The organism is Thermostichus sp. OS-CIW-29, from assembly GCF_054058195.1.
In genome coordinates, this window is record NZ_JBSSAB010000007.1 from 23,568 (window position 1) to 36,503 (window position 12,936).

The following is a 12,936-nucleotide window of genomic DNA, read 5'->3' on the forward strand; positions in this document are numbered from 1 at the left end:
GTGGAAGGAAGAGATGCTCGTAGCATTGGCTACTGTTCTTGGGATCGAGCCGGCAAGGGCTGAGCTCCACACCAGCCAGAGCAGGCTTGCGGATGATGTTAGCCTAGGTATCCAAAAATGGCGACAGCGCGACGGGTGGCACGGGTAGCAGAGCTGATCAAACGAGAGGTCAGCCAAATCCTGCTCTCGGAGATCAAAGATGACCGGGTTGGGGCAGGGATGGTCAGCATTGTGGATGTCGAGGTTTCCAATGACCTGCAAAACGCCCGCATCTTCGTCAGCATTTATGGGGATGAGACAGCTCAACACCGAGCTATGGAAGGGCTAGCAGCGGCCACACCCTTTGTGCGGCGGGAAATCGGCCAGCGCCTCAGCCTGCGACGGGTGCCAACGGTGGTGTTTTTGCAGGATCGCTCTTTGGAGCGGGGATCCCGCGTTTTGGCTCTGCTTAACCAACTGAGACAGACCTCTGAGGCCCAGGAACCGGAGGGATCCCAAGCTGGGGTTGAGGACACCGCCGAGGGCGAAGAAAACGAATCGAGCGGCGAATAGTTGCACCATTTCGAGGGATCCGCGCTGGAGCTCAGCCTGCTTTGCACGAGAGAGCAAAGGATCTGCCTTGATGGCCACTAGATAGAGGGGCCTTTGCTTTGCAGCAATGCGGACAACATCCAAGAAAAGTTTTTGACGTTCGCGTAAGCGGGCCGGAGGCCCTGAAGTTTTTGGATTTGTTAGGCTTAAGGGAGCTATACAGCCCTTCCCCCGATCGTCTATCCGTACAGGACTCCATGTCTGCGGCACACTTGCGCAAACCAGAGCGCTCTGCTCCAAAGGGCAGCGGCGTTGTTGTGGTCAACCTGCGAAAGGGCTGTAAGGTTGCTGTCCATGCCTTTCCTGCCTTTTCATGGATGTTCAAAGCCCACTGCAACCGGATCCCTCTCTAGGGGGTGCTACTCCACTCCAAGCTCTGCAGGCCCTAAACCAGAGTGTTACCGAAGCTTTGGTTTCCTGCTTGAAAGGGCAACCCCAACAGGCCACTCAGCACCTTTTGCTGGCTCTGCCGCAGCTCATGGCGGCTCTGGGGGCCTTGAGGCAAAAATCTTCCCTTCGCGTGAGCGGGCCGGAGGCCTTGGCCGAGCCTGCAGGTTGCCCTTCAGCTAGAAATCGCAGGAGCCCCGCACTGTACCCGTAGGGTCAGTGCCGGGAGGAATGCGAGGTTACAATAGAACTATGACCCAAGTCCTGACCGTATCCTGCAAGCTCAAGGTGTCCCAGTCGCAAGCCGCCAAATTGGACGCGACTTTGGAGGCTTTTGGCCAAGCCTTGAACTGGGTCAACCAAAACACACCCGAGAAAGTCGCCAACGCCGTTAAGCTCCAGTCTCTGTGCTACCGCGAAATCCGTGCCCGGTTCGGCTTATCCAGTAACTTGGCTCAGCAGGTCTGCAGACGGCTGGCCGGCGCCCGTAAAGTTGCCCAACAGAAAAACCGCCCCGTCAAAGCGTTCAAAGGGGGCTTCGCTACCTACGACGCTCGTATCTTTTCGTTCCGCGAGAAAGACTGGACGGTGTCGCTGACCACGGTGGAGGGTCGGGAGCGCTTTGAGCTGGCGATTGGCCGCTACCAGAGAGAACGGCTGGCGGGCTCCAACCCCAAATCTGCCACCCTGGTCAAGCGTAAAGACGGCTCCTACTCTATTCAGATCTGTGTGGAAGCGGAGCCATCCCCGCCGCAACGCACGGGCAGAGTGCTGGGGGTGGACTTGGGGAGGACGGATATTGCCCATACGTCAGAAGGGGATAACTGGAATGGACAGCAGTTGAACCGAGTCCGAGACCACTACTCCCGATTGAGGGCGGTACTCCAACGCAAAGCCAGTAAGGGCACACGCAGTTCGCGGCGCAGATGCAGAGAACTGCTGCAACGGCTGTCTGGCAAGGAGAGACGTTTTCAGGCGTGGGTCAATCATCGCATCTCCAAAGCTATTGTCTCTAGGGCAAAAGCTACCAACAGCGCTATCGCCCTGGAAGACCTGACAGGGATCCGGAAAAGAGTCAATCAACAACCCCGCAGCAAAGCCGAGCGGCGCAGGGCCAACAGTTGGGCGTTCTACCAACTACGTCAGTTTCTGGAATACAAGGCGAGGGCTGCAGGGGTTTCTCTGATTCCTGTGCCGCCTGCTTACACGTCGCAGACCTGTCACCGGTGCTTACACATCCACCCTGAGCAGGGCAAGTCCTACCGCAGTGGCAAGTCGTTCAAGTGTGGGCACTGTGGATGGGAAGGAGATGCGGATTTGAATGGTGCGAATGTGATTGCGCTTTTGGGGGCTGTCGTAAACCAGCCTAGAGGTTCAGGCCTGTTTTGTTCTCTGGTAGAGCAGAGCAGGCTCAGGGCTACTGAAAGCCCGCTCCGTACCACTTTAGCGGTCGGAGTCGGGTAGTTTACTCGGAGATGCTGCTGTTGCCCTCCAATTCTGCTGATTTGTCCGACCGGCTCTCCAACCCCGTTCACGTAAGCGGGCCGGAGGCCCCAGGCTCTGCCGCCTAGCACCCCCAGCTTCGGTTGCTGCTTTTGCTGTTCAAATCCCCATGGCAGAACCCCAACGGCTACAGAAGCTCTTGGCTCAGCAGGGATTGGCCTCGCGTCGCCAGGTGGAAGCCTGGATCCTGGCCGGGCGCGTTCGGGTCAATGGGAAGGTGGTCACTGAGCTGGGCTCCAAAGCCGACCCAGAGCGGGATTGCATCGAGGTGGATGGTCAGGTGATCCCTTTGACCAAGGATCTGGCGCGCCATGTTTTGCTCCTGCACAAGCCAGTGGGGGTTTTGTCAACCTGTGCAGATCCTTGGGGACGCAAGACGGTGCTGGATCTGCTCCCCCCATCTTGGAAACGGCAAACCCGCCTCTACCCGGTGGGCCGGCTGGATGCGGACAGCAGTGGCGCTTTGCTGCTCACCAATGATGGCGACTTGACCTTGAAGCTGACCCATCCGCGCTATCATCTGCCCAAAACCTACCGGGTACAGGTACAAGGGCATCCGAGTCAGGCCACTCTGCAACATTGGCGAGACGGAGTAGACTTAGAGGGGTACACCACTCTGCCGGCGGAGGTGGAGTTTTGTCCTGCCCCGGATTTCCGGCAAAGGGAGCATCCCAATTGCTCCTGGCTGAGGGTGGTGTTGTTTGAGGGACGCAACCGGCAAATTCGGCGGGTGGCGGAGCGTCTTGGGCATCCGGTGCTCAGCTTACATCGGGAAGCCATTGGCCCACTGGGCTTGGGCAACCTGAAAGCAGGCCAGTTCCGCCAGTTGGATCCCCATGAGCTCCAAGCTTTGCTGGCCCCTCTCACCGGGCACAGCAGCTTATCCTCGCAAGGACTCCGTCCCGCTTACGCGATCGGGAAGCGCCCTCTAAGGCCTCCGGCCCGCTCACGCGATTAGCTCGTCAGAGCCTCTAACTGAGTGCAAACTCTCACAGTAGCCTCCTTTCTTCCGCAGGTGGCCAAATGATGCAAGAGCCAGCACACTCTTTAGAAGCCCTGGGATCCCTGTTGCGGCAAACACGGGAGGCACGGGGACTGACGTTGACAGAAGTAGCTAACGATACCTTCATTCGCTGCCAATATCTGCAGGCGCTGGAGGAAGCTGACTTGAGCCGGTTACCGGAGCCGGTGTATGTGCAAGGGTTTCTCAAGCGCTATGCCGACTATTTGGGGTTGGATGGCGAAACCCTCTCTCGGCGTGCCTCTCCGCTTTTATCGGCCAAAACCCCCCGCGCGCCAGCTCCTCTTGCTGTTGTCGGCCAGCAACCTGCCTTTGCCCTGCGCCCTCTCCACCTTTGGGCCGCTTATGTGGTGCTGATTGTGCTGACGGTGGGGGGATTATCAGCTCTTTTGGAGGGCACAGGCAATCCTTTTGGGCGTTGGCTGGTGAGCCTGCCAACAGTTGGCCGGGAAGGCTCCGGCCAGCAACCGCCTGCTGCCAACTCCCCGGATCCCACTCTGTCGGCAGCTCAGCCCACGGCCCGCCAACTGTTTCCCACCCTCGACCAATGGACGCGCATTCAGGGCGTCTTCCCCGAGGTCTTGGAAGCTCACTCAGGGGGGGCGGGGCGCAAGCCGGTGCGTCTGGATATTCGCGTTGTGGAGCGCCCTTCCTGGTTGCGGGTCATCGCCGATGGGCAAACGGTTTTTGAGGCCACCTTACAGCCAGGGGCCGAGTTGAATTGGGAAGCGGAGCAGTCAATCGTGTTGCGTACCGGCAATGCGGGCGGTGTGTTGGTGACCTTTAACGACCGGGAGCTTGGAGTGATGGGCCGATTTGGGGAAGTGAAAGAGCTGATGTTCGAGCCGGGGTTGGATATTCAGTCGCTGCAGTAGGAACCCAGCCAAATGATCATCCCGTTGCGCTTGGCGTTATCGGCGGCAGAGTAGGAGCAATCTCCCACCCTTGGGAGCCAAGCTGCTGCAGCAGGTGCCGGACTTTGTCGATGTCTTTATCGCCTGGCCGACGTTCCACACCACTGGAGAGGTCGATGCCGCTTGGCTGCAGGTGGCTGAGCGCCTGCAGAACATTGTCCGGGTTCAGCCCACCAGCCAGTAGCCAAGGCAAGGGCAGGGAGCGGTGGGCAAGTTCTGACCAATTCAGAGTTCGCCCCGTTCCACCCGCCTGTTGGGGGTGATAAGCATCCAAAAGCAGCATCTCCACACAGTCTCGGTAGAGATTGGCCACTTCCAGATCTTGCGGCTGGCGGACGCGCAGGGCCTTGATGCGGCGGATCCCGGGAAGCCATTCCCCCAATTGCTGACAATCTTGCGGGGATTCTTGGCCATGCAACTGGACAGCCGTGAGGCCCACCGTTTCCACCCAGGAGGCGATGGCGCGGGGATCCTGATCCAGGAAGACCCCCACCTTTTCCACAGGGCCGGGCAGGGATCCCACCCAACGAGCCATTTCCGAGAGGGGCAAATAGCGGGGGGTATTGGGCACCGCGATGAACCCAAGGGCACTCACCCCCAGCGCGGCGATGGCCTCCGCCTGATCCTGACGGGTGATGCCGCAGATTTTGACAAACAACCGGCCCATTGGGAGCACCACCAAAACAATTGGCTGCTGGTTCTTGGATGGTTCTGAGAGCGCTGATACATCTACTTTTGTTCAGGGCGCATTTGCAGAGGATCCGGCTGTTCCGGGTGAAGCTTGTTGATCCGGCGCACCATTTGCCATAGCCGTCCGAAGTTGCGCTGGTTGAAGTGCATCACCAGCCGTGGCAGATGGGCAATATCTTCCTCGGCTTCCTCCGGCAAGGCCCCAGTTTGCTCGATCCGGCCCGAATCGAGAATATCGGCAAACTCTTCGTTTAAGATGTCTAGGGCTTCCGGTGAGAGTCTGGTGTTCAAGCGCAAAACCAGGAGCTCCCGCACGTAGCGATTGCTGTGAAAGACGCGATAAAAATCGACAATCTGCTGGCAGGCATCTTCCACGTCGTCGGTTAGGGTGTAGAGGAAGAGATCTTCTGGGCTGATCAAGCCGCGACCAAGCAGGTGCTCCCGCACGTATTCGTCCCATTCTTTCCAGTAGCAGCCACCTGTTCTGTCCACCAGCACCAAGGGCATGAGCTTGGTTTTGCCGGTTTGCATCAGGGTTAGGCATTCAAAGGCTTCATCCTGAGTGCCGAAACCGCCGGGAAAAAGCACCAGCGCGTCGGTTTCTTTAACAAAAAAGAGCTTGCGCGAAAAGAAATACTTGAAGTTGATGACCCGATCGCTGGCAGCAATAACGGGATTGGCCATTTGCTCAAAGGGAAGCTGGATATTGAGCCCAAAAGAGTTTTCCAGCCCTGCCCCTCGGTTGCCGGCTTCCATAATGCCGCCGCCGCCCCCCGTCATCACCATGAATCCCCGTTGACTGATGCAGTAGGCGAACAACTGGGCCTGGCGATATTCGGGACTTTCTGGCCCCAGTCGTGCCGACCCGAAAACGGTGATCTTGCGTTGGTGGGCATAGTTTTGGAAGGCGGCAAACCCCTGCTCCAGATCCTCAAGAGTAGCCGCCAAGATCTTGGCATCTAAACGGCTCAGCTCCAGGGATCCCATGCGCTGCAGCGACTGCAAAATACGCAGCCAGGCCGTCCGGTTGGGATGATACTCCAACTGCTTTAGGCGGGTCTCAGCGTTGGAAAAAACTTCTTGCAGAAGGGAAGAAACGGAATCGGTCAAGCTGGGATCCTAAAGTTCTCTGGAATTACTTTAATCAGTTCTCGGCACAAAATGGTAGCTGGGTTCTAATCCAGAACCCAAAAGTTACATTCTGAAACACCCAAGGCATAGCCCTCAGGCTTCGGCAGGTGTGTCGAAGTGCTTTTCCAAAATCGTGGTTAGAGTTGCCTTGGGTACGGCGCCAACCACCACATCCACTTTCTGGCCGCCCTTGAACAACATCAGGGTGGGAATGCTGCGAATACCGTACTGGCTGGCAGTTTGAGGGTTCTCGTCGGTGTTGATTTTTACAACCTTAACTTTGCCAACATACTGCTCAGCTATCTCCTGAACCACAGGAGCCACCATCCGACAGGGGCCACACCAAGGTGCCCAAAAATCAACCAGAACTGGAATATCGCTGCGCAGCACCTCTGCCTCAAAGGTGGCATCAGCGATATCTATTGCTGCAGACATGCCTGGATAACTCCTGAAACAACACCTGTCACGGTCTCTGATCTTAGCACAGCCCCCAGGCTGCTGGTGACCTCAGCCTGTTCCATTGCTACTACACGGAGCGTTCGCCAAAGGAACTGTCCCTTGGGATCCCGGCCTGAGACCTTCGCTCAGCCAACCGCAGCGCTAGGCAGTTTGGGGACGGCACCGAAAGCATCTGAGCCGTGCTGAAGCAGGCTTCTACGGCATCCATCAAAAGATTTGTCTTGGCAAGGTTCCCGGGATAGTTGAGTGCGTCATGACCAGGCTGCTCCTATCCTATATGGTCACTTTGATTCAAACTAGGACACTGCACCCACACCTAAAACCTTGGTCGCGTCAGCGTTGCGGAGCAATAATGCAAAGGGCTAGAAAGCTTTTCTCAGTAGCCTAGGCGTCTCACCCTAACCTGAAACGACTGTAGTCATTTTAACGAGGAATGAAACTGTTCCATTGGAAGAGGGGTTGAGGATAGTTGTGGAAGCGACGCGGAGTAGTTGGGAAGTGTCTCAGCCTAACTTGAAATGACCATGATCAAGGCATAAACCTTTGTCTAGGTGGTCATGTAATGGAACTCCCTTTGAATAAAAGCCAATCTATACCAACCGATCTGGCCAGCTTGGCCTTGGCGAGCCGGGATCCCTCAGACGGCCTTCAGACAAACACCATCGGCTTATGACGGATTTTCTCGAAAGCAGCCGCATCAAAACGGTAGAGGGTTGCCGGTCTGCCTGTTCCTTGGGAACTTTTCTGGCCGGTATCTTGCAAGATACCCAGTTTCAGTAGGCGGGCGCGAAAATTGGAGTAGTCGGAGAACCCCTCGCCCAAAACGGTGCCGTAGAGCTGATAGACCTCCCCTAGCGTGAAGGTGGCGGGCAAAATGTCAAAGGCAATCGGGCTGTACTCCAACTTGGCGCAGAGGCGACGGCGGGCATAGCGGCAAATCTCTTCGTGGTCAAAGGCTAAAGAGGGAATTTGGTCGGCGGGATACCAGGCAATGCCCTCCACTCCGTCTGCCAGCAATTCAGCATCCTGGAACCGCACCAGGGCAAAGTAGCTGACCGACAGGTAGCGCACTCCATAGCCATCCTCGGCCTCGCGGGGATCCCGCTCCGGCCCCCCGAAGGTGTAGAGCTGCTCCAGATAGAGGTTTTTAACACGAATTTTCTCCGCCAAGATGCGGTAGGCCGCTGCTTCTAGGGATTCTGAGCGCCGCACCAGTGTTCCTGGCAGGGCCCAGCAACCGCGGAAGGGATCCTCCCGCCGCCGCACCAGCAGCACCAGGAGGCGATTCTGCTCAGTGTCGATGGAGAAAATGACCGCATCCACGCCCACCCGGAACTCCGCCAAGGCGATCCGGTTCTCCGATGGGCCTGCCACGATGCGGGATCCCTGCATAGCTTGGCACTGAATCCTCCACCAACAGCCTACCCAGTTTGTCGCTCCAGAGGGAGCCGCCGGCATGAACCACCGTCTTGCCGGTCTAAGCCTTGTCTGGGGCAAGGGCTTGCGTGTTCTGGGGGGAAGATGCGTTGCCGAGGGTGTGCAAAAGAACCCCGACTCAGGCAACACTTTTACTTTTTGCGCGATTTGGCTCTTTTTCAGCCACGGAGGACCCCTCAGCGAGGGGGAACAGCCGACCTTGCCCAACAGCAATGTGAACCCGCGCGCCCACAGGCAGGGCTTCCCGGGCTAGGGCGTGCAATTCTTTGCCGGCTGCTGTGATCAGGGAATAGCGGTACTCTCGCCCCAAAAACTGTCGATCCCGAATGACAATGCCGCCCTGAGGATCAGGATGCAAATGCAACTCCTCCTGTCGAACCATCAACTCTGCGCAGCGCAAGCTGGGGTCGGGCTGATCCCTCAAAGCCTGGAATGGGATGTGCAGCAGCTCTTCAGCCTGCCAACCAAACTCCCGCCGCTCACAGCGCAGAAAGTTGGCCTGGGTAATAAACTCTGCCACGAAGCGAGTAGCCGGCTCCCGGTAAACCTCCTCCGGGGATCCCCATTGCTCAATACGGCCTTCCCGCATCACCGCCACCCAGTCGGAGAGGCAGAGAGCCTCCTCTTGGTCGTGGGTGACAAAAATGGCCGAGGTCTGGGTTTGCTTGAGGATTTTGCGGATTTCTTCCCGCAGGTAGTAGCGCACCTGCACATCCAAATTGCTCAGCGGCTCATCCAACAGGATCAAGCTAGGCCTGGGGGCCAAAGCCCGCGCCAAAGCCACCCGCTGCTGCTGCCCGCCCGAAAGCTCGTGGGGATAACGATGGGTGTAGTCTTCCAGGCCCACCAACCGCAACACCTCGTAAGCGCGTTCCCGCGCCTGTTGGGCAGCGCCTCGCAACTCAGCTCGCAACTCAGTTGAGGGGGAGCGATTGCCACCCCCTGCCGCCGACGCAAACGGGGTAGTGGGTCGGAGGCCAAACATCACATTGGCCAACACGTTCAAGTGGGGAAACAGGGCAAAATCCTGAAACACCAGCCCCACTCCCCGTCGCTCCGGTGGGATCCACTGCCCCTCCCCAGCCACAACCTGCCCCCCCAGCAGGATCCGCCCGCTATCCGGCTGCTCAAATCCGGCAATGGTGCGCAATAAGGTGGTTTTCCCACAACCTGATGGGCCCACAATGCTGAGGATGTCTCCTTGGGGCAGGCGAAACTCGACTTCCCGCAAAACCAACTGCCGCTGGCCGGGAAACCCCTTGCTGATGCCCTCAAGCTGAAGGATGTAGGAGGGATCCTCCCGCGCGGCAGTGGGACTTGGAGAAAACAAGAACTCAGCCATGACGGTTTTTGTTGCAAAAGATTTTCACTATTTTTACCACACTACCATGTCCCCGGATCCCGTCCAACCGGATCGAGATCCAACAGCCAGCAGCCAGATCTTGAGCAGGACAGAATAAGGTTTCTACGCCTCGCCCTGATTCCAAGCGAAGCAGCGGAAAATCAGTGTTAAACTTAGTTAACGAAGTTTCTCAGGCCTGGGCGGCGCTTGCTTGTGTGGCGCACTCCAGAGGCTTGTTGTAAATGAGTTTTGAGACAAAGTTTCCCGAACGTGCTCTGATTACAGGGGCCAGTCGAGGGATCGGCAGAGCTGTAGCCCTAGCCCTAGCCCGACAAGGGATAGCAGTAGCTCTGGTGGCCCGTTCCCAACCTGATCTGCTGGCGGTGCAAGCCCAAATCCAAGCCCAGGGCGGCAAGGCAGCGGTTTTTCCCATGGACTTGGCCGACTTAGCAGCTCTGCCCCAGCAGTTGCAGGCTCTCCTGGATCGATTTGGCGTCTGCGATGTCTTGGTCAATAATGCGGGCATGGCCCACGTTGGCCCTTTGGCCACCTTACCTTTGTCGGATTGGCAGCGAGTGATCGACTTGAACTTGACGGCAGCTTTTCTGTGCGCCCAAGCCGTACTTCCCGGAATGCGCCGGCAGCGCTTCGGCACGATTGTCAACGTCATCTCGATTGCGGGCAAGCGAGCTTTTCCCAACTGGGGAGCTTACTGTGCCAGCAAGTTCGGCCTAATGGGCTTTTCTCAAGCTTTGGCCGAAGAGGAGCGACAGCATGGCATTCGGGTCACCAGCCTGTGCCCTGGTGCCGTGGACACGTCCCTCTGGGATACGGGCACGGTAGGGGTCAACTTCGACCGTTCCAAAATGCTCTCGCCGGAATGGGTAGCCGATTTGATTACCTACATTGTTCGGTTGCCCACAGGCGCGGTGGTGGAAGATCTCACCTTCATGCCTGCGGTGGGAGCCTTTTAGACCTGGCTGGTTTGGGGTTGCCCGTGACTTGGGAGGGTTCTGGCTATCGCAGCCTTTGACTGGATGCCACCTGAGCTGAGTTGCATGCACCGAGTTCTCTTAGCCTTTCGTTAACCAAGGAATATCCTGCTATGACCCTTGCGAAACCCGGATCTGGCTCGCAATCTCGAATGGATGACAAAGCCCATTTCAAGTCTCGGGTGATTCGAGATCGAGCCACTTTTGCGGAAGAAGAATTGGGTAGCTCGGATGTCTCAGATCCGGCTATGGTGGCGGCGGTGGAGACGCTGCTGCGGGGGATCGGGGAGGATCCCCAACGGGAGGGGCTGCGAAAAACCCCGGAACGAGTGGTTGCGGCTTTGAAGTTTTTGACCAGTGGGTATTGGCAGTCTTTGGAGGAGCTACTGAACAGTGCCATCTTTGATGAGGGCCATGACGAGATGGTGCTGTTGCGGGATGTGTCTCTGTTTAGCCTGTGCGAGCACCATCTGCTGCCCTTTATCGGCAAAGCCCATGTTGCCTACATCCCCAAGCAAAAGGTGGTGGGCCTAAGCAAAATTGCCCGTATCGTCGAGATGTACTCCCGCCGCCTGCAGGTTCAGGAACGCCTGACACGGCAAATTGCTGAGGCCTTGATGGAGGTGCTGGATCCCTACGGGGTGGGGGTGGTTATCGAGGCTACCCACATGTGCATGGTGATGCGGGGGGTACAAAAGGCCGGCTCCTGGACGGTCACCAGCTCGATGGTGGGGGTGTTTCAGGAGGATCCCCGTACCCGCGAAGAGTTTCTGAGTCTCATTCGCCATCCGTCCAATTTTTAGGGAGCTTCCCGGAGCTTTGTCGGTGAGTGGGTTAAGCCTCTGCTCAGGCGGGGAATGCTAGCCTAAGATCGACGCAAACCCTGCCAGAAGCGAGGCTTGTCATGAGCGAGGTCAGCCCCGAAAACCAGTTTCCCACCGATTTGGACTCCAATTGGCAGCCCCCGGCTCCGCCGGTCATGCAGCGTCCGCCTCGTCCGGCTGCTCAAACGCCCCCGGTGGAGCCCCCAACGCAACTGGATCCGGTGCTGGGTTCAGCTTCCCAAGGGATGGGATCCCGGCCTGTCAACGCCAAAAGCCCCCCCAACCCCATTCTGGGTCGGCCCCTTCCTCCTGGTGTGGCTGTCGCTCCCCCTCAGGTGCCTGTGCCTGTGCCCGATCCTGTCGCTCCCCCTCGAATGCCCCCGCCCACTCCGGCTCCGGCTGCTGCTGCTCGGCCTCCAGTGTCGCCACCTGTCCCCACTCCTGCTGCCCCGCCTTTTGCGCCACCAGCTCGCCCAACGGCTGCCGGTCGGATCCCAGTGGCTCCAGCTGCTCCTGCGGGCCTGACCCTGCGCCAACTGGTGCAGGAAGCCTATGACAAAGGCTACTCAGATATTCATTTGGGGGTAGGAGAAGTGCCCCGCTTTCGGGATCGGGGGCAAATGCTTTTGACCAACTACCCGGTCACCACCACCGAGATGTTCTATGGCTGGCTGCGGGAAAGCCTGCCGGAGAGCCAAATTCGCCAGTTTGAGGAATGTTTGGAACTGGATACTGCCATCCAGTACGAGGGTTTGGTGCGGTGTCGGGTCAACTGCTTTGTTTCCCTTCTTGGCCCGGCTATGGTGATGCGTCTGATCCCGTTGAAAATTTTGACGCTGGAGCAGTTGCGGGCGCCGGAAGTCTTGAAGCGCATTGCCGAAGAGCACAAAGGCTTGGTTTTGGTGACCGGCCCCACCGGATCCGGTAAGTCCACAACCTTGGCAGCGATGGTGGACTACATCAATTCCAACTTTCCCAAACACATCATTTCCATTGAGGATCCCATCGAGTTCGTCCACCAGAGCAAGAAATCGATGGTGCGGCAGCGGGAGGTCGGGATCCACACCCTGGAATTTGCCAATGCCCTGAAAGCCTCTCTGCGGGAAGATCCGGACATCATCCTGATTGGGGAGATGCGGGATCGAGAGACAGTGGATATTGCCCTGAAGGCCGGCCAGACGGGCCACTTGGTCTTTGGAACCCTGCACACCAACAGCGCCGTCCGCACCATCGAGCGTCTGCTGGGGATTTACAAGCCGGAAGAACAGGAGCCGATGCGTCTGCAGCTGGCAGAAACCCTGGTGGCGATCATCGCTCAAACCCTGGTGCGCACCACCGATGGCAAGCGAGCTGCGGCCCACGAGATCATGCGCAACACCGATGCCATTCGGGACTACATCAAGCGGGGGGCGGTGGACGAAATTGAGGAGCTGATCGCCGACGGCTCCTATGAGGGCATGTGTACCATGAATCAATCCCTGTTTAGGCTTTACCAAGAGGGGCGGATTACCGAAGAGGTGTGTCTGGAGGCTGCCCCACGCCGCAATGAGATGGCCCAATGGCTGCGAGGCCGGATCTAGGGCCAGTCTCGAGATGGAGTCACGCCAAAGTGCTTGAGGGAAGGTTTGCCCTATCCTAAACTGGG

Annotated in this window: 11 protein-coding genes and 2 pseudogenes; 8 read left to right on the forward strand and 5 right to left on the reverse strand. The window is 57.9% G+C overall.

The window, feature by feature from the left end; all coding sequences use genetic code 11:
* The first annotated feature begins 117 nt into the window (after positions 1-117).
* From rbfA to ACVWZJ_RS04030, 5 genes and pseudogenes are all read left to right on the forward strand, one after another.
* Positions 118-552, forward strand: coding sequence for a 30S ribosome-binding factor RbfA (gene rbfA / locus ACVWZJ_RS04010; RefSeq protein ID WP_414328963.1), 435 nt, complete (start codon positions 118-120; stop codon positions 550-552).
* A gap of 678 nt (positions 553-1,230) precedes the next feature.
* Positions 1,231-2,442 carry an RNA-guided endonuclease InsQ/TnpB family protein gene (locus tag ACVWZJ_RS04015; protein WP_457394777.1) on the forward strand — a complete coding sequence of 404 codons (1,212 nt, stop codon included), beginning with the start codon at positions 1,231-1,233 and terminating at the stop codon, positions 2,440-2,442.
* Positions 2,443-2,590: 148 nt separating this feature from the next.
* Positions 2,591-3,439 (forward strand): pseudouridine synthase, encoded by an 849-nt coding sequence (locus ACVWZJ_RS04020; RefSeq protein WP_457394779.1) that lies wholly within the window; start codon positions 2,591-2,593, stop codon positions 3,437-3,439.
* A gap of 68 nt (positions 3,440-3,507) precedes the next feature.
* Positions 3,508-3,717: pseudogene (locus tag ACVWZJ_RS04025) on the forward strand (helix-turn-helix domain-containing protein); the annotation flags it as partial.
* On the forward strand, positions 3,715-4,377 hold the full coding sequence (locus tag ACVWZJ_RS04030) for a DUF4115 domain-containing protein (protein WP_414382536.1): 663 nt from the start codon (positions 3,715-3,717) through the stop codon (positions 4,375-4,377). The pseudogene ACVWZJ_RS04025 and the gene ACVWZJ_RS04030, both read left to right, overlap by 3 nt.
* A 16-nt stretch (positions 4,378-4,393) precedes the next feature.
* Here the strand turns inward: ACVWZJ_RS04030 and ACVWZJ_RS04035 are convergent, their stop codons facing one another.
* The 5 genes from ACVWZJ_RS04035 to ACVWZJ_RS04055 form a co-directional block, all read right to left on the reverse strand.
* Positions 4,394-5,083 carry a phosphoribosylanthranilate isomerase gene (locus tag ACVWZJ_RS04035; RefSeq protein ID WP_457384717.1) on the reverse strand — a complete coding sequence of 230 codons (690 nt, stop codon included), beginning with the start codon at positions 5,081-5,083 and terminating at the stop codon, positions 4,394-4,396.
* A gap of 62 nt (positions 5,084-5,145) precedes the next feature.
* Positions 5,146-6,216, reverse strand: coding sequence for an LOG family protein (locus tag ACVWZJ_RS04040; protein WP_414417306.1), 1,071 nt, complete (start codon positions 6,214-6,216; stop codon positions 5,146-5,148).
* 114 nt (positions 6,217-6,330) lie between these two features.
* Positions 6,331-6,672: a thioredoxin gene (trxA, locus tag ACVWZJ_RS04045; RefSeq protein WP_011431863.1), complete on the reverse strand. Its 342-nt coding sequence runs from the start codon at positions 6,670-6,672 to the stop codon at positions 6,331-6,333.
* 672 nt (positions 6,673-7,344) lie between these two features.
* A complete protein-coding gene (locus ACVWZJ_RS04050) occupies positions 7,345-8,088 on the reverse strand; it encodes an NUDIX hydrolase (protein ID WP_414417307.1) in 744 nt (247 codons plus the stop codon).
* 163 nt (positions 8,089-8,251) lie between these two features.
* Positions 8,252-9,475 carry an ABC transporter ATP-binding protein gene (locus ACVWZJ_RS04055; RefSeq protein ID WP_457384699.1) on the reverse strand — a complete coding sequence of 408 codons (1,224 nt, stop codon included), beginning with the start codon at positions 9,473-9,475 and terminating at the stop codon, positions 8,252-8,254.
* Between the two features lie 242 nt (positions 9,476-9,717).
* On the opposite strand from ACVWZJ_RS04055, the gene ACVWZJ_RS04060 reads away from it, so the two are divergent.
* The 3 genes and pseudogenes from ACVWZJ_RS04060 (at position 9,718) to ACVWZJ_RS04070 (ending at position 12,871) form a co-directional block, all read left to right on the forward strand.
* A complete protein-coding gene (locus ACVWZJ_RS04060; protein WP_457394784.1) occupies positions 9,718-10,449 on the forward strand; it encodes an SDR family oxidoreductase in 732 nt (243 codons plus the stop codon).
* Between the two features lie 251 nt (positions 10,450-10,700).
* Positions 10,701-11,270, forward strand: a pseudogene (folE, locus tag ACVWZJ_RS04065) (GTP cyclohydrolase I FolE); the annotation flags it as partial.
* A gap of 101 nt (positions 11,271-11,371) precedes the next feature.
* Entirely contained in the window at positions 11,372-12,871 is a 1,500-nt protein-coding gene (locus ACVWZJ_RS04070; protein WP_457394787.1) for a PilT/PilU family type 4a pilus ATPase, read from the forward strand.
* Positions 12,872-12,936 lie beyond the last annotated feature (65 nt).

Coding starts and splice junctions, on each gene's coding strand:
- ACVWZJ_RS04055 (WP_457384699.1), bottom strand. CDS start 9,475: ATGGCTGAGTTCTTGTTTTCTCCAAGTCCCACTGCCGCGCGGGAGGAT.
- ACVWZJ_RS04020 (WP_457394779.1), top strand. CDS start 2,591: ATGGCAGAACCCCAACGGCTACAGAAGCTCTTGGCTCAGCAGGGATTG.
- ACVWZJ_RS04070 (WP_457394787.1), top strand. CDS start 11,372: ATGAGCGAGGTCAGCCCCGAAAACCAGTTTCCCACCGATTTGGACTCC.
- ACVWZJ_RS04015 (WP_457394777.1), top strand. CDS start 1,231: ATGACCCAAGTCCTGACCGTATCCTGCAAGCTCAAGGTGTCCCAGTCG.
- ACVWZJ_RS04050 (WP_414417307.1), bottom strand. CDS start 8,088: ATGCAGGGATCCCGCATCGTGGCAGGCCCATCGGAGAACCGGATCGCC.
- rbfA (WP_414328963.1), top strand. CDS start 118: ATGGCGACAGCGCGACGGGTGGCACGGGTAGCAGAGCTGATCAAACGA.
- ACVWZJ_RS04060 (WP_457394784.1), top strand. CDS start 9,718: ATGAGTTTTGAGACAAAGTTTCCCGAACGTGCTCTGATTACAGGGGCC.
- trxA (WP_011431863.1), bottom strand. CDS start 6,672: ATGTCTGCAGCAATAGATATCGCTGATGCCACCTTTGAGGCAGAGGTG.
- ACVWZJ_RS04035 (WP_457384717.1), bottom strand. CDS start 5,083: ATGGGCCGGTTGTTTGTCAAAATCTGCGGCATCACCCGTCAGGATCAG.